At 31.2% G+C, this 21,672-nt stretch carries 22 protein-coding genes; 5 read left to right on the top strand and 17 right to left on the bottom strand.

The annotated features are described in order from the left end of the window. Positions 1-13: 13 nt before the first annotated feature. From ACFSX9_RS07570 to ACFSX9_RS07505, 14 genes are read right to left on the bottom strand one after another with little or no spacing between them, the layout of a single operon-like run. Positions 14-2,143 (bottom strand): DUF6311 domain-containing protein, encoded by a 2,130-nt coding sequence (locus ACFSX9_RS07570; RefSeq protein WP_379806268.1) that lies wholly within the window; start codon positions 2,141-2,143, stop codon positions 14-16. After that, positions 2,128-2,892 carry a class I SAM-dependent methyltransferase gene (locus tag ACFSX9_RS07565; protein ID WP_379806266.1) on the bottom strand — a complete coding sequence of 255 codons (765 nt, stop codon included), beginning with the start codon at positions 2,890-2,892 and terminating at the stop codon, positions 2,128-2,130. The genes ACFSX9_RS07570 and ACFSX9_RS07565 overlap by 16 nt, the downstream gene beginning before the upstream one ends. Positions 2,893-2,894: 2 nt before the next feature. Next, positions 2,895-3,854: a glycosyltransferase family 2 protein gene (locus tag ACFSX9_RS07560; protein WP_379806264.1), complete on the bottom strand. Its 960-nt coding sequence runs from the start codon at positions 3,852-3,854 to the stop codon at positions 2,895-2,897. A 30-nt stretch (positions 3,855-3,884) separates the two neighbouring features. Further along, positions 3,885-4,649 (bottom strand): head GIN domain-containing protein, encoded by a 765-nt coding sequence (locus ACFSX9_RS07555; RefSeq protein ID WP_379806262.1) that lies wholly within the window; start codon positions 4,647-4,649, stop codon positions 3,885-3,887. Beyond that, positions 4,649-5,746, bottom strand: a complete 1,098-nt coding sequence (locus ACFSX9_RS07550) for an acyloxyacyl hydrolase (protein WP_379806260.1) — start codon at positions 5,744-5,746, stop codon at positions 4,649-4,651. Before ACFSX9_RS07550 ends, ACFSX9_RS07555 begins: the two co-directional genes overlap by 1 nt. Before the next feature lie 4 nt (positions 5,747-5,750). Then, positions 5,751-6,668, bottom strand: a complete 918-nt coding sequence (gene rfbD / locus ACFSX9_RS07545) for a dTDP-4-dehydrorhamnose reductase (RefSeq protein WP_379806258.1) — start codon at positions 6,666-6,668, stop codon at positions 5,751-5,753. Next, the gene (rfbC, locus tag ACFSX9_RS07540; protein ID WP_379806256.1) at positions 6,662-7,213 is read right to left on the bottom strand and encodes a dTDP-4-dehydrorhamnose 3,5-epimerase; all 552 of its coding nucleotides are present in this window, start codon (positions 7,211-7,213) and stop codon (positions 6,662-6,664) included. The genes rfbD and rfbC overlap by 7 nt, the downstream gene beginning before the upstream one ends. Before the next feature lie 2 nt (positions 7,214-7,215). Further along, the gene (gene rfbA / locus ACFSX9_RS07535) at positions 7,216-8,079 is read right to left on the bottom strand and encodes a glucose-1-phosphate thymidylyltransferase RfbA (protein WP_379806254.1); all 864 of its coding nucleotides are present in this window, start codon (positions 8,077-8,079) and stop codon (positions 7,216-7,218) included. A gap of 46 nt (positions 8,080-8,125) precedes the next feature. Then, on the bottom strand, positions 8,126-9,139 hold the full coding sequence (rfbB, locus tag ACFSX9_RS07530) for a dTDP-glucose 4,6-dehydratase (protein WP_379806252.1): 1,014 nt from the start codon (positions 9,137-9,139) through the stop codon (positions 8,126-8,128). Beyond that, positions 9,139-10,092: a hypothetical protein gene (locus tag ACFSX9_RS07525; protein ID WP_379806250.1), complete on the bottom strand. Its 954-nt coding sequence runs from the start codon at positions 10,090-10,092 to the stop codon at positions 9,139-9,141. The genes rfbB and ACFSX9_RS07525 overlap by 1 nt, the downstream gene beginning before the upstream one ends. A 6-nt stretch (positions 10,093-10,098) precedes the next feature. After that, positions 10,099-11,790 (bottom strand): DUF6909 family protein, encoded by a 1,692-nt coding sequence (locus ACFSX9_RS07520; RefSeq protein ID WP_379806248.1) that lies wholly within the window; start codon positions 11,788-11,790, stop codon positions 10,099-10,101. Positions 11,791-11,830: 40 nt separating this feature from the next. Next, positions 11,831-12,697 (bottom strand): carboxypeptidase-like regulatory domain-containing protein, encoded by an 867-nt coding sequence (locus tag ACFSX9_RS07515; protein ID WP_379806246.1) that lies wholly within the window; start codon positions 12,695-12,697, stop codon positions 11,831-11,833. Positions 12,698-12,740: 43 nt separating this feature from the next. Further along, entirely contained in the window at positions 12,741-14,231 is a 1,491-nt protein-coding gene (locus tag ACFSX9_RS07510) for a GH3 auxin-responsive promoter family protein (protein WP_379806244.1), read from the bottom strand. A gap of 1 nt (position 14,232) precedes the next feature. Then, positions 14,233-15,105, bottom strand: a complete 873-nt coding sequence (locus ACFSX9_RS07505; RefSeq protein ID WP_379806242.1) for a murein hydrolase activator EnvC family protein — start codon at positions 15,103-15,105, stop codon at positions 14,233-14,235. A gap of 130 nt (positions 15,106-15,235) precedes the next feature. Between ACFSX9_RS07505 and ACFSX9_RS07500 the strand changes: the two genes are divergently transcribed. The 4 genes from ACFSX9_RS07500 to ACFSX9_RS07485 all read left to right on the top strand — a co-directional run bounded on the left by ACFSX9_RS07500 (position 15,236) and on the right by ACFSX9_RS07485 (position 17,198). After that, on the top strand, positions 15,236-15,445 hold the full coding sequence (locus ACFSX9_RS07500) for a twin-arginine translocase TatA/TatE family subunit (RefSeq protein ID WP_379806240.1): 210 nt from the start codon (positions 15,236-15,238) through the stop codon (positions 15,443-15,445). 5 nt (positions 15,446-15,450) lie between these two features. Further along, positions 15,451-15,600: a hypothetical protein gene (locus tag ACFSX9_RS07495; RefSeq protein WP_379806238.1), complete on the top strand. Its 150-nt coding sequence runs from the start codon at positions 15,451-15,453 to the stop codon at positions 15,598-15,600. Positions 15,601-16,044: 444 nt separating this feature from the next. Beyond that, a complete protein-coding gene (locus ACFSX9_RS07490; protein ID WP_379806236.1) occupies positions 16,045-16,500 on the top strand; it encodes a hypothetical protein in 456 nt (151 codons plus the stop codon). 2 nt (positions 16,501-16,502) lie between these two features. Further along, positions 16,503-17,198, top strand: a complete 696-nt coding sequence (locus tag ACFSX9_RS07485) for a hypothetical protein (protein ID WP_379806234.1) — start codon at positions 16,503-16,505, stop codon at positions 17,196-17,198. A gap of 55 nt (positions 17,199-17,253) precedes the next feature. Here ACFSX9_RS07485 and ACFSX9_RS07480 read toward each other — a convergent pair whose 3' ends face one another. Further along, positions 17,254-19,380 carry a Tex family protein gene (locus tag ACFSX9_RS07480; RefSeq protein ID WP_379806232.1) on the bottom strand — a complete coding sequence of 709 codons (2,127 nt, stop codon included), beginning with the start codon at positions 19,378-19,380 and terminating at the stop codon, positions 17,254-17,256. A gap of 107 nt (positions 19,381-19,487) precedes the next feature. Here ACFSX9_RS07480 and ACFSX9_RS07475 point away from each other — a divergent pair, with 107 nt between their 5' ends. After that, positions 19,488-19,766 (top strand): DUF1294 domain-containing protein, encoded by a 279-nt coding sequence (locus ACFSX9_RS07475; protein WP_379806230.1) that lies wholly within the window; start codon positions 19,488-19,490, stop codon positions 19,764-19,766. Here the strand turns inward: ACFSX9_RS07475 and ACFSX9_RS07470 are convergent. Next, positions 19,725-20,555, bottom strand: a complete 831-nt coding sequence (locus ACFSX9_RS07470; protein WP_379806228.1) for an NAD(P)H-hydrate dehydratase — start codon at positions 20,553-20,555, stop codon at positions 19,725-19,727. The genes ACFSX9_RS07475 and ACFSX9_RS07470 overlap by 42 nt on opposite strands. A gap of 18 nt (positions 20,556-20,573) precedes the next feature. After that, positions 20,574-21,620, bottom strand: coding sequence for a hypothetical protein (locus ACFSX9_RS07465; RefSeq protein WP_379806226.1), 1,047 nt, complete (start codon positions 21,618-21,620; stop codon positions 20,574-20,576). Between the last annotated feature and the right edge of the window lie 52 nt (positions 21,621-21,672).

The following is a 21,672-nucleotide window of genomic DNA, read 5'->3' as shown; positions in this document are numbered from 1 at the left end:
ATCATTTTAAATGTTAATTTTCTTTTGCTATTACCAATTTTTCATCCGATTTTTTAAAGTGCAAACTACCGTTTTCTTGTTTAATTAAAATTCCAATTGAATATTCACCCTCATCAAATTTTTCATTTGATAAAGTAATTTTAAAGCCTGAATTATTGAGATTGTCATTTTTAAAAAAGCTTGAAATATCTGGTCTAAGATACATTTTTGTTGAGACTAAATATTTCTTTAAATCACTACTTAATACAATAAAAATTGAATCTTTAGAATTATTTTTAGTTGATTCAATAAAACCCCAACCTTGGATATAACATTTTAAATCATGTTTTTTAAATTGATCAAAATAAAATTTTACATCATTTGTTTCTTTTATTTCTGCTTTAATCTCTGTTACTTTATTAATTGATTTAAATTGCTGTTTTAATGAGTCGATAAATTTATGATCTTGCTTGTCAAAAAGATTATCAATTTTGTGTTTTGAATCGTAAATAAAAATAAAGTTATCTCTTCTTTTAAAGGTTACATTTTTAGTACTTATTAAATTTGAGAAATCATGTAAATGGGTTAAAGTTGTTACGTATAGCCTTTCCTTTAAAAGCTGGTTTGCATTAATACTATTTGTTACTTCTTCTTTAAAGTTATTTGTATCTTCAATGTTTGACCTAGCTACATATCCGTTTGAAATAGGTTTATTTGTTTTTAATGCAATCAAGCACAAGTCTTGATAATCCATTTGATAATTTAATGATGTCTCAAATGGTGGATACGTAATTATTTCTTCAAAATTATTAAATATTTTTTTCCATTTTTCTTGATTAATAGGTGGATTATATTCGGCATTATCTAAATCTCTAAAAGTTATTAAATGTTGGATGTCGTATAGTTGTATAAATAGTATAATGGAGAAAAAAATTGTCTTTAAAGAGTTATTTAATTTGGCTTTGGAAAAAATAAGTATTGAAAAAATAAATATTAAATAATATAAAGGCCAAACAAATCTGCCACTTGCTCTAAATATAAAACCCAATTTTTCGATTAAACTTGGCAATGGTAATTTGAATAAAACTTTATCATTAAGTGTTACTTCGTTTGTAATTGCAAATAAAAACTGCAACAAACAAATTATTAATATTGGAAGAAAGCTCATATTTTTGATATAGAAAATTTTTCTTTTACTAAATGTAATTATTAGTGCAGATATTAGAATTAAAATAAGCATTCCTAAACCAAAATATGCAAAACCTTCATATTGTTTATCATTTACAAATCCAAAATTTGGAAGAAATTTAGAAAAATGTCCGTAAGAATTATAGAATGAATTTAAATTAAAGCTATACATATTAAAACTATCAACAGAAGCTAAATCCGTAGATTTTTTAAATTGAATCATTCCAAAAATAATCCAAAAAAACAAAATTGAAAAAACAGATAAAACAGGAAATAAAAGAAGTTGTTTTAAATTAATCGTTTTTTCAAAAAAATAATGCTTTAAAGGTAGAGCCATATTAAAACCAAATATCATTACCGTAATATATGGATTAATCGAAGAAGCAATAAATAAAATTAGAATTTGATATCTATTGATTTTAAATGCACTATCCTTATTAGTTCTGATCAAATAATAATAAATAGAAGCTACAATTAAAAAATGAGAACTAAGAGCTGGATGAATTCCTCTAAAAATAAATACTGGATTTAAAACAACTAAAATTACTGTGGTAAAAGAAAAAAAAATATTTAGCTTATAAAGATTGCATATTTTAAATGTATAATAAGAGAGTAAAAAAGTGCAAATAAAAAGCCATATTCCTAAATATTGAAATTCTTGAGGTAAAATTCCTGAAAATAATTTTGTTAAAAATGCCAACAAAGGTATTGAATCTGTAAATCCTACATTTGTACTAACTGGATAATACAAATTACTCATATCACCTATTGGAAAACTCCATGGTTCAAGTCTATAGAAAGCAGCACCAAGATAATGTGTTCCCCAATCATGGTAAGCAGACATTAACCAATCTGTTTCTTTTGGATTTAAAGAAACAATGCCATAAATTACATAAAAGACAATACTTGCTATAAGAAACGAAAAAAAAATATTCTTACCTTGTCGATTTTTTAACATTTTTAAAATTTTTTCCAATTATACAGAATAGAAACCCCAAAAGGAAATCTAATTTTTCTATTTATAACACTACTCTCAAAATACATTATTTTATAAAGTATTCTATTTAAAACTCCGGGTTTAAAAGCTTCAAAATCACTCCCAGAACCTTTTCTTTTTTGCCCTAATTTTAAGAAATTACTAACTTTCCTGAAAAAATAAATTGGCAGAAACAGTAATGAATTAAAATAAGTGTCAAATACTTTATTTCCATCATTTATAGTGTCAAAAAGTAGATTTACCTCCTTGATTTTATATCTTTTAAAATGATGATTAATAACATCATGATGACTCCATAAATCCATAAAAGCGGGAACCGTTATTAAAACAAAAGCGCCTTTTTTTGTAACACGCTTTAATTCTTTAACTGCTAATTGATCATCTTCAACATGCTCTACAACATCAAAAGCACAAACTAGATCAAAGGAATTGTCCTCAAAAGGTAATTCCGTAATTGATCCGTTGATAATTTCTAGTCCTGTTTTTTTTGAAGCAAATTCACAACAAAATTCATCATATTCAATTGATGTAACTTTCCCAAATTTAGATAAATATTCTGAACTTCTTCCTGGTCCACAACCTACATTAAGTATTTTTAAATCTTTTGAAGAAAGTTTTCCTTGTTCAATTAATCGATGGATGTAATTAGACAATATTCCCTCTCTTGCAACAAACCACCAGTGATTTCTTTCAAGCTCATAGTATTCTTTATAATAATCGTGCTCCATCTTTATTTACTAATTTCTTTACCTTCTTGTATAACAGAATCAACTATAAAAAGCGGTCTGTTTCGAACTTGATTATATATTCTTAAAACATATTCCCCAATTAATCCTAACGATATTAACTGGACACCTGAGAAAAGTATAATGGCTAATATCGTTGCACTAAACCCTTGAGGAACATCATTGTAATAAATTTTTCTGTAAATATTGTAACTAAAATAAATCAGCGAAAAAATTACAGTTAAAAAACCTAATCTTGTAATAATTTTTACTGGGAAATCACTAAAATTAAAAATTCCATTAAAAGCTAATTCAAATAATTTTGTCCAACTGTACTTAGTTTCTCCTGCATGTCTTTCATCTCTATCGTATTCATAAGCAATTTGTTTGTATCCAACCCAGGCCCTCATCCCTCTTAAATACCTACTTTGCTCTGGCATAATATTCATCGTGTCAACAACTCTTCGGCTCAACATAGAAAAATCACCACTATCTATAGGGATATTAAAGTTTGAAACTTTTTTTTGTAATCTATAATAGCTAGAGTATGCTAACTTTTTTATAAAACTTTCTTTTCTGTTTTTTCGAACTGCATAAATCACATCATAACCCGTTAGTAATAAATCATAAAATTGATTGACTAATTCTGGTGGATCTTGTAAATCACCATCAATAATCATAGCGCCTTTTTTTCCTCTTACGTATTGCAAACCAGCACTAACTGCTAGTTGATGACCATGATTTCTAGATAATAATACACCTGTAAATCTAATGTCTTCTTTACAAATTTTTTGTATTAAAGTGTCTGTTGTATCATAGCTTCCGTCGTTTACCAATATTACTTCGCAAGAAAATTTTGTATCATTAATTACAGATTTTATACGTTGTATTAATTTATCAAAAACAGCCTCTTCATTATAAAGTGGAACAACTATTGAAATATCTATATCTTTAAAACTATTCATACCTACTTCTTTTTTAAACTACAAAACCAATTAATAAATTAATCGTCCTCTAAACACTTCTTCCACATTAACAATTGGGGGCACATTTTTCAAAACAACATTTCCTGTTGCGGAAATGGTACCTTCAATTTTTTGAATGGGATAAACAAACATGTCATTAGAACCTCTGTGATAAACCTTGACGTTTTCCGCATTTAAATCAGCACCATAGCAACGACCGTTGCCAAAATAAAAATTAATTAACAGCTCGTCACAATTTCCTGAAATATAAAAATTCGATACATTGTTGCTTTCCACTACAAGCTGACTGTTTTCAACATTGATATGAAAATCTCCCGTTCCTGCTCCATCTGATAAATCAATTGAAAATAATCGTACAATTGTTGAATGCAATATTCCTTCTGATTTAATTTGTTGATCCGTTTTACTATGTAATTCTAATTCTTGAATTAAAGGAAAATTAGTTCCATCCGGCACGGTTACATAAACTGTTGTTAATCCATAATCTCTTGCAATATTACAAGTTGAATTATCTTTCACAACCAGCATATCGCCATCTAATTTCACGTCTAAATTATCAATAATGTTATCTGAAGTAGTTATTTTTACTTCATAATTTGCACCTTCTTTGACCACTAATCCTACACCATCATACACTTTAATTTTCGTAAAGTTTTCTAAGGGGAAGCTTTGTGTGATTTGTTTACCATTTCCTTTGAAACAATCTTCGGAAATACCGCAACTTGTTACTGTAAATAACAAACTTATGATGAATATGTAGATATAGTTTTTCATTATAATCGAATTCCTAAAGTAGCTTCAATGGCTTCTGCTCTTGCTCCGTGAGTTTTTAAACCAACACCAGCAAAGATATTTTCACAAATATAATATTTAGAACCAATTCTTTGATATAAATCAATTTCATAATCTAAAGGTTTGTAAATATAATAACCAACCTGTGCTTCAATAGATAATTTATTGATGAACAATTCGTGACCAACAAAGAAACCAACTCGTTTAAAATCGACATCAGGATCGGTATAACTTTTATGTCCTACTGGAAAAGCTACCGAGGCAAATTCGATGTAATCTCTTAAATATCGGGAAAAGAAAACATCAGTTCCTAGTTGTAAAGCGCTTTTTCTGCCTATTCTTTTATCCGCATAAAGTCCAATGTGATAAAATTGTCTTTGTCCAAGATGTGGAACAGGTCCTTCTGAAATTCCTGTTCTTAAAGCAATATTGTATTTAATTCTTTCTTTATATGTTTCGTTCGAAGGTAATGAATCCTTGATAAATTCTTGCTTTTCGTCAAAACTATAATTCAGCCCGATGTTTAATGCAATAGTGTTGATACCGCTATTTGGTGCTTTGAATCTACCGTTTGAAAAGTGCGTTAGCATAATTCCTGCTTGGAAGCCTATTCGGTCAATAATATGTTCCTTTTTGTATTGTAAAAGAAAATAATTATTATCCATTATTTTAGTACCAAATGCATTATTTTTATTGTTCGATTCTTTATCATAAGGGTTTGAAGTCATTCCAATTCCTTGCGAAATTCGAAACATCAAATTTCGATTAAAGAAATAGAAATTATAATGAATTCCAACAGCATGATTAACGCCTAAATAATGATTCTTAAAATCTAAATAATGATAAGAAACTCCATAATCCGGATAATTATAAACTTGCTCCCACTCCTTCTTTCCACAGGTTTTCCAGTTATAACTAATTAAAAATCCATCGGGATGACCGGTAATTAGATGGCCAACATCGTTAGTATGTTTGTATACGTTACCTCTGAAAAGTTGAGCATCAAAATAACCTTTGGAAGTTTCTTGTCCAAAAGAAAATGCTGCCGAAAAACAGATTAGGAGTAACGCTTTTTTCATTATACTACGCTTGTTTTAAACAAGCTTTTAAACTAGTTTTCCAATCGTTCAAAACGATACCAAACTTGTTCTTTATTTTCGTTTTATCTAAAACACTATACATTGGTCTTTTTGCAGGCGTTGGATAGGCCGATGTAGGAATTGGTTGTAAATCAATAATTACTCCTTTTTGAAGAAATATTTCTTTGGCGAATTCATACCAAGAACAAGAACCTTCGTTGCTGAAGTTGTAAATTCCATAATTAGATGCTGAAACAAGTGGCGTACGACAAGACTCAATAATTTTTAATAAAGCTTCCGCTAAATCAACAGCATATGTTGGGGTGCCAATCTGATCCGAAACAACCGATAAATTATCTCTTTCGGAAGCTAAGCGCAACATCGTTTTCAGGAAGTTATTTCCAAATTGCGAATATACCCACGAGGTTCTGATGATAAAATGCTTTTCCCAAACAGCCTGAATGGCTTGTTCACCTTGTAATTTCGTTAAACCATATATTCCGTTAGGAAATGGCACATCACTTTCTTGTAGTCCTAAATTACTTTTTAAAGGCAACCTCAATTCTCTGTCATAAAAAGCTGTACCTTCAGAAAAATAAGCGTCAAAAACAAAATCAGTAGAAACGTGCACTAAAATAGTGTCGTATTTTTTACAAACTAGGGCCAAATTTTCGGGCCCATTTGCATTTATATCAAATGCTTTTTGGGGTTCACTTTCTGCTTTATCAACTGCGGTATAAGCTGCAGAATTGATGCAAAAATCAGGTTTATGCTTTTTAAAAACTTCTTCACAATTTACTTGATTCGTAATATCTAAATCGGAAGAACTGCAAAATACAAAATCGATTGCATGATATCGTTCCACAACCGATTGTATAGCTTGACCCAGCTGGCCGTTAGCACCTGTTACTAAAACTACCATACTTTTTTGGCATTATTTAAAGTGGGTAAAATTGTGTCTTTTTCTGAAATAATCAATTGATCTAAGGGGAAATTCCAGTCAATATCTAAGGCATCATCATTAAATAACAAACCACCTTCTGATTCTTTATTGTAAAAATTATCACACTTATAAAAAAAAGTTGCAGTTGCTGATAAAACTAAAAATCCATGTGCAAAACCTCTTGGTACAAAAAATTGCTTTTGATTTTCAGCGGATAGTAAAACGGCTTCATACTGACCATAAGTTGGCGAGTTAGGACGAATATCTACTGCAACATCTAAAACTTCTCCTTGTAAAACACGAACCAATTTCGCTTGTGCGTGGTCTCCACATTGATAATGCAAACCTCGCAATACGCCTTTAGTAGAAAAAGACTGATTATCTTGTACGAAGTGAACATGCTGTCCTACTCCATTTGCAAATGTCTTTTCGTTAAAACTTTCCATAAAATAACCTCTTTCATCAGCAATTATTTTAGGTTCAATTATATAACAATCTTGTAATTTAGTGGCAATAAAATTCATACTTACTTTTTAATCAAACTCATTAAATGCGTTCCATAACCACTTTTTAATAGAGGTTGGGCTAATTTTTCTAATTGTGTTGCATCGATGAAGCCCATCTTGTACGCAGCTTCTTCAATAGCACCAATTTTTAATCCTTGACGCTCTTCAATAACTTGCACAAATTGACCTGCTTGCATTAAGGACTGAAAAGTTCCTGTATCCAACCAAGCGGTTCCTCGGTCTAGAATTGAAACTTTTAGCTTCCCTTTTTCTAAATATACTTTATTAATGTCTGTAATTTCTAATTCACCGCGATGACTCGGCTTAATATTAGCTGCAATTTCCAAAACTTCATTGTCGTAGAAATAAATCCCTGGAACTGCATAATTTGATTTTGGAGCTTCTGGCTTTTCTTCAATAGATAGAACTTTTCCGTTAGCATCAAAATCAACTACACCATATCGTTCCGGATCATTTACGTGATAAGCATATACAATTCCGCCTTCTGGATTGTTATTTGCTTGTAGTAATTCGGCTAAACCAGTTCCGTAAAATATATTATCGCCTAGTACTAAGGCTACTTTATCAGTTCCTACGAATTCTTTACCAATAATAAATGCTTCGGCTAATCCATTAGGGTTTTCTTGAACCGCGTATTCGAATTTACATCCTAAACGACTTCCATCGCCAAGTAATTTTTCGAATAAAGGCAGATCTTGTGGCGTTGAAATAATTAAAATTTCATTAATTCCTGCCCACATTAATGTTGATAAAGGATAATAAATCATCGGTTTATCATATATTGGCATCAATTGCTTACTAACCGCCAAAGTCAACGGATGTAAACGGGTTCCTGAGCCTCCTGCTAATATAATTCCTTTCATATTTTTTTAAGTTAGAAGTTAGAAATTACAAACTGAAAAATCCAGCTTATAATTGAAACTTTTGTAAATACCATTCAACTGTTTTAAGGATTCCAGTTTCAAAATTTTCACCGGCTTTCCAACCTAGTTCATTTTCGATTTTTGTTGCATCAATGGCATAACGCAAATCGTGTCCTGGTCGGTCTTTTACGAAAGTGATTAAATCTTGATATTTTCCTTCTTTTTTAGGTTGTTTATAATTTAATATTTCACAAATCGTATATACAATCTGTAGATTATTTCTTTCATTTCTACCACCAATATTATAGGTTTCTCCAGATCTTCCTTTTTTGAATGCCAATTCAATTCCTGTGCAGTGATCTAAAACATACAACCAATCGCGTACATTTTTTCCGTCACCATAAATAGGAATCGGTTGACCTGCAATTGCTTTACGAATGATCGTTGGAATCAATTTTTCATCGTGTTGCTTTGGTCCATAATTATTAGAGCAATTTGAAGTTACTACATTCATTCCATACGTATGGAAATAACTGCGAACAATCATATCCGAACCCGCTTTAGATGCTGAATAAGGACTGTTTGGTGCGTAAGGAGTTGTTTCTTCAAACAATCCTGTCTCACCTAATGTTCCATAAACCTCATCCGTAGAAACGTGATGAAAACGAGTGTTTTCAAAACCTGCATTATACTGATTTGGAGCACTCATCCACAGCTTTCTTGCCGTTTCTAATAAATTAAAAGTTCCTAAAACATTAGTTTTAATAAATGCTTCTGGACCAGAAATAGAATTATCTACATGACTTTCTGCTGCAAAGTGAATTACATCGTGAAATTGATACTTGTTAAACAGTTCTTTTATAAACTCGCTATCACAAATATCACCTTGTACAAAAGTATATCTAGCATGATTTTCAACTTCTTTTACGTTGTCTAAATTTCCTGCATATGTAAGCAAATCTAGATTCACTACATGATATTCAGGATTATTTTTGATAAAATAGGGTACAAAATTGGCTCCAATAAATCCAGCTCCACCTGTTACTAATATATTTTTCATTATGCGCTAATTCTTAAGTATTGTTTTTTGTAAATCTTTGAAGAAGAATAAAATAAAAAGTAACACAAAATCAATAGTACTGGAAATAAAATCTTATTATTCAGCAACAAAGGCTTGTAGTGTCTGATATTAATAATACTACTTTCTTCTTTTATAATTGTATCAACTACTGCTTGATTCTTTAACAAATATTGATTTTCTAAAATCAGTTTATCTTTCTTTTCAATTAATTCAGGAATACTATTTTTTTCAGATATTGTAATAGTTCCTGATGAATTATTAGAGGATAACAAAATAATTAATTTATCAATTTGAACTATTAAAGAATCATTTAATGATAATTTATCAGCTAAGTTCTTTTGCGTAATTTTTCGTTGTATTTCGTAGTAAGAGTTTGAATTTAAGTATTTTAATAAAGGTATAATAAATTCTTCTTTTTTATACATTCCCTTAGTTTGAATTGATATTTTATGGTGATAATAGTTTTTACTAGTTATCTCATCTTTCATGATCTTATCAATGTTACCATCTTCCGCCATCAATTTAATCAGCTCAAAATTATTTTCTGAGTCTTTATTGTTTACAAAGGTATAAATCGCAGGATAAGCTTCAATCTTTACCTCTACAATATCTTTATAATTTTTGATTCCTAAAGCTTCAAAAAAAACGTCATCATCTTCCCTAAGTTTTGTATCAACTTGTTCGATTTTTTTATATAAATACTCATTACTTCCAAAATTTGGAATAACAGCAACTTCATGATTATAAACTTTTGTATCAAATGCAAAAGCTGCAACAACTCCAATAATGAACAAAATAGCAATTATAATTATTTTCCTTTTGATAAAAAAAAGGAAATCAAAGAAAGCATTAACCATTCTATTAAAAAAGTTAATAATTCCTCTTCCTATTTGACCTAAATCGATTTCTTGATCGTGCGCGTTTGTACTCATTCGTGCTTATTTTACGTTGAAGATTTGTTCTAATATTTTTATAGTAATCAAATAAGTCGGCTTTACACCCGTTGTTCCTAATCCGCCTGAAGCTAGAGTACTTCCAGTTTCTAATGGATTATCTGAAGCATAATAAGCATATCTTACTTTTACATTTGGATGAATGCTTTTTCTGATTTTAGAAGCGGACTGAATTGCTTTTTGATAATAAGCGCCTTCCATTTCTAATCCGATCGCTAACCAAGTCGATTCGTGGAAAAACTTCAACAAATCTCTATTTTGAAGCGACGTTCCTAAAACTGTAATCATCGGACCTGAAAAAACTGGAATATCATTTCCTTCAAACATTTCTTTTGTTAACTCGTTTTCAAACGGATAATTATCAGCTGTTCCTTCGTTCACGTGCGCAGACGGAATCATAATGTCGCCTTTTCCTCCTTGTAGAATTCCAGCCTTTCCCATTATCGAAACCGATTCTACATTTAAGAATACTTTGTCTTTCTTCTCTTCTTTGTAAGGTTTCAATAACTCATCAATGGTTTCAAACGCTTGTTCTCCAAACGCATAATCCATCACAATAAGTACTGGTTTTTCAGTTGTTATTGTTGACGAAGCAAAAATAGTTTTACTTAAATCAATCTTAGCGGTATCAAAAATCTGAACATCAATATTGGTTCCCGATGTATCTGGCAAGGAAATCATACCTTGTTGTAACGCAACATCTTCTACTTTCTTGCGCAAGTCTTTGTTTGCCGAACTACTTAAATCCTCAAATATTTGAAATTGAGGCGTATTTTTATATTTTTTTCCTAAAACAGGTTCTGCAAATATCGAATTCATCACACTGTGCATATTCGCACTGATAATGTGAATTGGTCTGTGTAATAAATTATTTTGTTGTAAAACTTCTTTGATTTTAGTTGCCCAAATATCTCCGTAAATGTGATGTCCTAAACGCTCTCTTAAAATCGGACTAAAAGTTATAGTTCTTTTATTATTGTCCACAACTTCTTCAATCGCTAATTTCCCTAACCAATACACCACGTGTAAAAAACGATCTGGTGCTTCTGGAGTAGCGAAGTCATCATAAATATCTTGAACTTTAGCGAAGGTCCTTCCCAATACATTGGCTGCGTGAGAAATCGCTTTTTCACGTTCTATTAAACTTAATTTCTTAGTTTGTTTAACAGCTGCTTCTAGTTTTTGCCAATCGCGAGAAACGGCGCCTTCATCATCAATTAAAACTTTATCTTTTATTTTATGGGATTCGATGAAAATGAATGTCAAATGCGTTAAAATATCATAAATATCTGAACGACCTCTGGTGATTTCAACGTTCATTTGCTCATCGTCAATTCGGTAGCAATTTCTTCTTCTTTTTGGTGGAACAATCGCTTTAAAGTGCGAATTAGAATAGCCTTCATCTGACGTTAAATTGATGTAACGGCATTCTTCAATTCCTATGGGTAAACGTTCAATAACGTATAATAATCCGTTTAATTCTACTTTTTCTTCGGCAATAGAGCCGTAAATTTCTGGTCGAAGTGCTAATAAAGCTTCTCTTAAAGTTTCTCCTGAAACACCCATTGGTTTGTAAAAACCTCTGTTGAATAAATGCCTCATCGTAATGTACAGTCGCTCAATAGCTGCCGAGGACTCTTGCGCTCTAGAACGCGAAATGTTTTTTGTGTCTTTCATTATAGTATGTTTATCTAACCGGCAAAAGTACAATTTATTTTTAGTTACTTAAAATTAGGTTTATTGAAGGTTCGTATATTAATAACTTTCCTTCTTCATCTCCATTTAACTTAGTCCACTTTCCATAAGCATAGGTATAAAAATAGTCTCTTTCGACGAAATTATACAATACATAAGGTTGGTATTTATTTCCAGTTTTATTACTTTCAATTAACAATTTCTCATAAGCTACAAAAAGGCCGTTTTTCGGGAAAACCAAATCATAATCTGCTACTGAAAAACGATGTTTTATAACTCCTTTATTTAGATTGACGATCAAATCTTTGGCTAATAATTCCGGACCTGGAGCTCCATTTTCATCCACACTATAAAAGTGAAGTTTGATGGTTGCATTATCGATGCGGCTATCCGTGAAAATAGTAACTTCTTTTATGTATTTGGTTTTGGTGTAAGAATCTTGATAAGGAAAATACTTGGCTTCGACTTTTGGACCGTTATCAAAAGATTCAAAAATAGCGTTTTTGATATTGCCAATTTCAACTTGTTTGGATTGTTTTTTGTCTAAAACGATCACTTCATCCAATTCATAAGCTATCGGATTTAATTGAACTATTCCAACATCGGTTCCTTTTAACTTCTTTTTTTCATAGCCTAAAACTGAAAAAATAATAGTTTTATCCTTTTTAACATCTAAAGAAAAACCACCATTCACTTCTGAAGTTGTTCCAATAGTTTCGTTTTCCACCCAAATATTTACATACGATATCGGTTCACCCGAAATACTATCTTTTACCACGCCTTTTATTTGTGCGGAAAGAGAAAATGAGACAAAATAAAGGAAAATATATTTATACATAAAGTAAGTGTAATCCTGTAAAGCTGTTCCGAAACTTCGGAATAGTTTCAACTTCTATTTTTAGATTATGAAACGAGTTCAGAATGACAACGGGTTATTTAGTTTTATTGAAAAAATTTGCAATATTTCTATCGTTGGAAAGTCGTGGCAATTTATTTTGTCCGCCTAATTTCCCGATGGATTTCATATAATCTTGAAAGCCGTTTTTCGAAACTTTATTGATGACAAGCGTACGCAATACATTTCCAACAATTAAATCATCGTAATAGGCGTTTTGTTTTCGCATAGCATTGTCGATTCTTAAAGCGAAATCTTCCAAATCATTAGGTTCATTTTCAAATTCGATGAACCACTCGTGATAAGGCAATCCAGAATTGGGATTGATTTGTGGCGCCACCGTAAATTCATTCACACGAACTTCTGTTTCTTGCATCGCTTCTTGCAATGCCGCTTCGACTTCTTTGCCAATAACATGTTCGCCAAAAGCAGAAATATAATGTTTAATTCGACCAGAAACGATGATGCGATAAGGTTTTAAACTTGTAAATTGAACTGTATCACCAATATTATAAGCCCAAAGTCCTGCATTGGTTGAAATGATTAAAACGTAATTCACACCTAATTCAACTTCACCAATTGTATAGCGTCTCGGATTTCCATCGAAAAATTCGGATGTTTTGATAAATTCGTAGAAAATTCCAGAATTTAACAACAATAACATTCCTTTTTCTTTTTGAGAATCCTGATAAGCAAAAAATCCTTCGGAGGCTGGAAATAACTCGATAGAGTCAACTTTTCTACCAATTAAATTTTCAAACTTAGCCCGATAAGGTTCGTAATTAACACCGCCATAAATGAATAAATTGAAGTTTTTAAAAATTTCACCAACTGGTTTATTCGCTTTTTCTCTCAATTTTTCAAAATACATTTGTACCCAAGATGGAATTCCCGAAATCACAGTCATATTTTCATTGATGGTTTCGGCAACGACCGCATTGATTTTAGTTTCCCAATCTTCAATACAATTGGTTTCCCAGCTCGGCATTCTATTTTTTTGCAGATATTTTGGAACAAAATGTGCTACAATACCTGACAATCTTCCCAATTTAATTCCGTTTTTTTCTTCTAAAAGTGGACTTCCTTGCAAAAAGATCATTTTTCCTGTTACGAAATCAGCTTTACCTGTTTCGTGAATGTAACCTAAAATAGCATTTCGAGCGGCTTCAATATGAAAAGGCATCGATTCAGCTGTTAGTGGGATATATTTGGCGCCTGAAGTAGTTCCTGAAGTTTTAGCAAAATAAAGTGGTTTTCCTTTCCAGAGTACATTTGCTTCTCCACCTACTACTCGATCCACATAAGCCTTCAGACCTTCATAATCACGAACAGGCACTTTTTTAGCAAAATCAGTAAATGTTTTAATATTCTGAAAATCGTGGTCTTTCCCAAATTCAGTTTGAGATGCTTCAAGAAGTAACGATTCAAAAACTTTTTGTTGGGTTTCAACCGGATTAGTAACCCATTTCTGAGTTTTCGTATGGATTCTCTTCGCAAATAACTTTGCAGCAAAAGTTTTAATTGACATCTTAATTGAAATTGATAAATTGAGTAGGATCAATAGGGAAACCGTCTTTCCATAATTCAAATAATAGCGTTACACCAATATTTTGAACTGTATTTGCATTTCCTGCCAGCGCAATAACTTCGCCTGATTTTACAATATTTCCTTGTTTCTTGGTTGTAGAAGCTGCATTTTTGTAAACCGATAAAATATCATCTTTGTGGTGCACAATAATCACATATCCTGAACTCGGTGTCCAAGCAGAAAATATTACAGTTCCTGCTGCCACAGCTTTTATAGGCGTATTACTGGTCAGTGCAATTTTTACAGCTAAGTGTTTATTTAAAGCGTCATAATTTTGCAAAATTGTACCTTGAGCTGGTGCAAACATGACAAAACTAACTTTAGGTTTAGAAGATTCAAACACATTGTATTTATCTTCTTTAATAACCTGATTTATTAATTCTCGCTCTTTAGTAGTGGCTAAAAGTCCACTTTCATCTTTCTTAGAAACATCCGTTGCAGCTATCGAATCTTTATTAAGTTTCGCATATTCTAAATCACCTGTTAATACTTTTTTAATGGAAGCGATGTAAGCGTTATTGACATGTACCATTTTTTCTAAAGAATCTGATTTAATGGCCATTTCCATAGCTTCTTGCTTCAGTTTTGTAGAAGCATAACCCGGAATATATTCGCGAAGTGTGGTAAAAGCAATAATATAGGTAGTTGTAATAATGATTAGAATAGCACCAATTGTTCCCACAACAAACACATTCATTAAGTTTAATTTTAATGAAAAAGTTTCCTCAAAAGTGTCTTCATTAAGAATTATTAATCTTCGCTTGTTAAATAATTTTCGTTGAAGTAATTGGCGTTTCACCTTTTTTTTAGCCATTTGAAAAGGGGTTTATACCACAAATATACTAAATACAACGTGTTTGTAATTTGAAACGACATAATAATTAGTTAAAAAATAATCATTTGTTTATTTCTTTATATCTTTGTACTTTAAATTATATGTAATTATGAACGCATTATCTATATTTTTAGGAGCTATTGGTCCAATGCAAGTTATTGTAGTAATTGCTCTTATTGTGTTGCTTTTTGGTGGGAAAAAAATTCCTGAATTAATGAAAGGAATTGGATCTGGAATTAAAGAGTTTAAAAACGCTGCTAAAGAAGACGATCAACCAGCTAATTCTAAGAAAGAAGCAGAAGAAAAACTTAAAGAATAAAACTTATGATATTTTTAGGTTCTCCTTTTATCGTTCAGTTTATAATTTTATTTTTCTCTCTAGTACTTCCGGTAGCATTATTTTATATTGGCTATTATTTGGGTAAAAAAGCAGGTTATTCAAAAAGAAGAGAAGAAGAGAAAGCTGGAAATTAACTTTTTTAGACTCTGAATTTTAAAATTCCAAATTTCAAAAGCTACTTAGGTAAGTTTTGAAATTTGGAATTTTTTTGTTTTTTATTATAAGTAACAACTGATCATCTTTTCAATCTCAATTACTGATAATCTTTAAAACTTTTTAAAACTGTTATTACTTCTTAAATATAACATCTTTTCAGTTTTGAACAGATGAATCAATTCTTTCTTTTTAATTATTAAATTCACAAACCCGACAATCAATTAATTCCATTTATTAAATATTTGTGCAATCTCTTCTTTAACAACTGTTTAACATTCTGACCTTCAATGGATAATCAAATATTTTGATTTTTCTGTATGTAATTTATTAGAATCTCATGATTTAAATTATGCCATTTATTTACATTAATATTTTTTAATTGTAAATAAAAATATATTTTTGCTCGAAATCAACTTAAAAAAATGAGAAATTACAAAAAAATTTTAGTTATTCTATTTGTAGCATTTGGATTAAATACCACTTTTGCTAAAGCAAAAATTCCTTTTGGAAATAGAGAAGTCATTACGATCGTAGCAGAATTACCTGACAATGAAATGTATGAAAGTACTGAAGGAAGCAAAGAATATCTTGAATTAGCAACGCTTCATGAAGAGTTTAATATCGCTTGGATCTTGCCTTTATGGATTACGAAAGAGCCAAAGTTAGTTTTATATAATGAAAAAGGTGAAGTTTATTATGACGTTCCTGAAGCTGAAATGGACGAATTACTAGCTGAAAATAAAATATCAAAAGACGACGTTTTGAAAGTGCCCTTCTATAATAAATATGGTGGTAAAATTATTCTAGCTTTATTGATTGGTTTGTTTATCTGGGGAAGTATAGGTAAAAAAGATAGCGTTGAAGCTAGAGAAGTTTAATTATGGATTTTAGCCTCTTTATAATACCCGCGATTGTACTTTCACTAGGTTTTGCGCTGATGTTTTATATGATGAATAAAAACAAAAAACATGTGACTTCGCAAGATTTGGCAACTGAAAGATTAAGTAGTGCTGTTTACCAAAAAGAATATTTAGATTCTGAATATAACTATATTAAAGATTGGATGCGAAATGCTCCTATCGATGCTTTTACATCTGCAACAATTCCTTATACTGGAATGGATAAAGCAAAAGATGTAGGTAAAGATCTGCTAAAATCTGCATTAACTTTAGGAACCGTAAAATTTAGAACTGTAGAAACACCAAGTTTTGTAGTTTTAAGTGAAGGAAAAATGCATTACTTTAGTACTACTGTTGAAGGTGATCTTAAAGAACATTTAATATTTAACGCTGATCGGTTATCTAATGCTATTGTTACTTCTGAAGTAGAAAAAAACAATTCTGAAGGTGCAACTTCCAAATCTACAGAAATTCTTGCCAAAAAGTATATTTTTACTTTTAATATAGATGGTCAAAGTACTGCAATTGAAGTTCACGATAGGATTGCTTTTAACAGTGACGTTACTTCAATGTTTGGAAATAACTATTCTCTAATGCTAACAAAAAATCAAGTGGTAGGTGAAACATTCTACAATAAGATTATTGAAATCTATCCAAATTTAATTGTCAAAAAATAGTTTCAAAATATATTGCAAAAAGGCCGAATTTCATCTTAGAAATTCGGCCTTCTTCTTAAAGTACCATAGTCAGCTGAATTCTCTTTCTCGCTTCATCCACCTCAACAACTTTTACTTGAACGTGTTGATGCATTTTTACTACTTCGTTGACATCAGACACAAAACCTTCTTTCAATTGGGATATGTGAACCAAACCACTTTCTTTGATTCCTAAATCCACGAAACATCCGAAAGCAGTGATATTATTAACAATTCCCGGTAAAATTTGACCTGTTTTTAAATCTTTGATAGAACGAACATTGGGATCAAATTCAAATATTTTAGCTACTTTTCTTGGATCTAATCCTGGTTTTTCTAATTCTTTAAGAATGTCTTTTAAACCTAATATTCCAATTTCGGGTGTAATATAATTTTCTGGTTTTACTTTAGCGATTGATTCTTTGTTAGCAATTAACTCTGTGGTTTTGATACCCAAATCTTTTGCCATTTTTTCCACAATTTTATAAGCTTCTGGATGGACTGCCGAATTATCTAACGGATTTTTACCATCTTTAATTCTAATAAATGCAGCCGCTTGTTGAAATGCTTTTTCGCCCAAACGCGGTACTTTTTTCAATTCCTTTCGGTCTTCAAACGGACCGTTTTCTGAACGATAAGCTACGATGTTTTCGGCCATTTTTTCACCGATTCCAGAAACATAACTCAATAACGATTTACTCGCTGTGTTAATGTTAATTCCAACAGAGTTCACACAACTAATTACCGTGCTATCTAAAGCGGTTTGTAATTTCGTTTGATCAACATCGTGTTGATATTGCCCTACTCCAATTGATTTTGGATCGATTTTTACCAATTCGGCTAACGGATCTGATAATCTACGTCCGATAGAAACTGAACCTCTAACCGTAACATCGTAATTAGAAAATTCTTCACGGGCAATTTTACTCGCCGAATATACCGAAGCTCCTGCTTCCGAAACCACAAAAACTTGAACCGGTTTATCAAATGCGATTTTCTTAATGAAAAATTCGGTTTCGCGTGAAGCGGTTCCGTTTCCAATCGAAATGGCTTCAATATTATAGGCATTCACCATCGAACGAATTTTTTTCATCGCCATAGCACTTTCGTTTTGAGGTGCGTGCGGATAAATCGTTTCGTTGTTCAATAAATCGCCTTTTTCATCCAAACAAACCACTTTACAACCCGAACGATAACCAGGATCAATCGCTAAAATTCGCTTTTCACCTAATGGCGGTGCCAACAACAACTGACGCAAATTTTCTGAAAAGACATCAATTGCTTTGATATCCGCTTTCGCTTTCGCTTCTTGCAACGTTTCGTTTGAAATTGCGGGTTCTAATAAGCGTTTGTAACTGTCTTTTATAGCTAATTCTAAATGCGAAGTAGTATCAGTTTTTTTGTTTTTGATGATATTTTCTTCAATGAAAGTAAGTGCTTCTTCTTTATCGATAGCCACATTTAATTTCACAAATCCCTCGTTTTCAGCACGAAGCATCGCTAATAATCGGTGTGAAGGCGTTTTTGAAATCGGTTCTGCCCAATCGAAATATTGTACAAATTTCTGTGCATTTTCATCGTCTTTTTTAGCTTTCACCACTTTGGTAGTCACTTCCGCTTGACGTTGAAACATACGACGTAAACTTTTTCTGATGTAAATATTTTCATTAATCCATTCGGCAATAATGTCTCTTGCTCCTTGTAATGCATCATCTTCATTTACTACTTTTTCGTTCAAATATTTCGAAGCAATATAATCGACATCATCGGCATTTTGAGCCATTATTATTTTTGCCAAAGGTTCTAATCCGTTTTCACGAGCAGTATCCGCTTTAGTTTTTCTGGTTTTTTTATAAGGTAAATAAAAGTCTTCCAATTCTTGTAAATCGTAACTGTTTTCAATTTTCGATTTCAATTCGGGTGACAACGCATTTTGCTCTGAAATCGATTTTAAAATGCTTTCTTTTCGCTTGTTGATTTCTTCAAATTGCTTGTTTAATTTGGCAATTGTTTCAATTTGAACTTCATCTAAATTTCCAGTAAAGTCTTTTCGATAGCGAGAAATAAAGGGAATTGTACAATCTTCTGAAAGTAATTGTAACGTATTTTCAATGCTTTTAACAGCAATATTGGTTTGGTTTTGAATGAATTGAATCGTTGTCATTAAATTGTAATTTACTGATGCAATTTAGCAAAATTAAGTATATTAAACCCTAAATAAATACAATAGAATTAAGCAAATTAAAGCGGTATATTTGAAAAAAAACCGAAATGCCTTTTGTAATAATTCTAATTCTTCTACTAAATCTAATAACATTTATAATTTTCGGCTATGATAAACAATTGGCTAAAAATAGAACAAATAGAATTTCAGAACGAAGTTTATTTCTTTTAATGGTATTTGGTGGAATAATCGGTGGAATTCTAGGAATGCTGGTGTTTCGACACAAAACGAATAAAAATTCTTTTAAATTGGTGGTTTTTGGTATTGTAATCCTTCAACTAGCATTACTTTATTTTGGATTGGATTTTTTTAAACGCTTTTCCTAAATTTCCAATAACATCTGTAATTAACATACTTTCTTCACTTTGATTTTCTAAAGTGAGATCTGCTGAAAGTCCATGGAGAAAAACCGCTAGTTTGGAAGCATTTATCGGTTCGTATCCTTGAGCAAGAAAGGCTAAAATGATTCCAGTTAATGCATCGCCCGAACCTCCTTTTGCTAATCCTGAGTTTCCAGTTGTATTTTTGAAACTTTGTTTTCCATCTGTAATCAAAGTTTCGTGTCCTTTTAAAACAATGATGCAATTGTATTCCTTTGCTTTTTGAATTGCCGTTTTTATTCTTTCCTCGGTTGAAGAATGATTTCCAAATAATCGATCAAATTCTTTGGGATGAGGCGTTAAAATTGAATTTATTGGTAATTGAAGTATTAAATCTTTGTTAGATGCTAACATATTTATAGCATCCGCATCTAAAATTATTGGATATTTTACTGCTGAAAGTACGGATTGAAGTAATTTATTCGCCACTTCATCTTGTGCTAATCCTGGTCCAATAGCGAGACAATTATATTTTGAAAATTCAATCGGTTCTTCTCTAAAATGCAACATTGCTTCGGGAATTGTACTAAATAATGCATTGCGTTCTTCTTTTGGAATAGCAACCGTTAATAATCCAGCACCACTTCTTAAACAAGCTTTTGCAGAAATAATCGCAGCTCCCATTTTTTGCTGACTTCCCGCAATAAGTAAGGCGTGACCGAAATCGCCTTTGTGGGAATTCGGATTTCTAATTTTTAAAAGTTTGCTTATGTTATCAATTTCTAATTTTTCCATAGGAAGGAATTGAACGTTTTACTCTTCGAATTTATAATTTCTCTTCATAAAATTTAATGCTGCTTCTACAACTTCGCCCATCGAATTTGCTTTCTTAAATTCAATATCTAAAGAATATTGGTATACTTCTTCTTTCAGTTGTTCTACGTGTTCTTTTGGTGCTAATTGGGTGTTTTTCATTGCAAGAAGTAAATCGTCAATTCGGGTTTCTGAATCGCTTAATCTTTTAACTAATACCGAACGTTCTTCGTTTTGATATTGCTCAATCGCATTCTGATTTAATTTGTCTTGAACTAATTTACTATACAAATAATTTTCTTTGAACAGGAACGGTTTATACAATTTAAAACTGCCTTCATAACACTGTTGATCGAAGTCAATTGCTCTAATTTTATACACCAATTGATCAAAATCATAAATCGGAATAATCACAAAATTATAAGATCGCATATCGCCAAGCAAGCCAATCATACAGCGTTCATTGAACTTCACGAATTGTTTTGCTATTTGTGCTTTTTCGTGTTCGGTACAATTTTTTAAGTTATTTTCAAGAAAAGCATCGCCTGGAATTCCTAAAATATGTTCTTCAATTAAAGTATCTTTAAATACTAAATAATTGATTCGATTGGGCGATAAAATATGTTCTAATTCCAAACCAAATACACGAGAAGCATCTGCTTTTTTGATGTAAAAATGGGTGTAATTGTCGTTTAGAATATTTCTGACTTTAATACGAAAAGGCTTCGAATTTCCAAAAGTGCAAAAATCAATTTCATCTACATTTAAGAAATCGAAATTACTCTCATTTCCATCGGAATGTAACAGTGTATAAATCTTTTTTAAAGAACGATCTATTTCAACTCTTTCATATTCATTATAATAAACTCTAATCCATAAAGTATCCTTTCCGTTTTTATCAAAAACATCGATTGCTCCTTGAAAACGCAATAAATCGTCATAAAAAACATTGGTTTTTGTAACTCTTTTATACTTTTCAAGATATGTTCTTAGTTCATCGTTAATCGGATAATATTCTTTTTTAAACTGTGGTTTAATTTCGCTCATTAAAGTTTTTGCTATTAATAGGTAAATTTAACGAATAAAGCTGTCCCATAAA

This window comes from Flavobacterium ardleyense (assembly GCF_042686085.1).
GTDB classification, from domain to species: Bacteria; Bacteroidota; Bacteroidia; order Flavobacteriales; family Flavobacteriaceae; genus Flavobacterium; species Flavobacterium ardleyense.
Note: the sequence above shows the minus strand (reverse complement) of the source record. Positions and strands in the feature narration are given on the sequence as shown.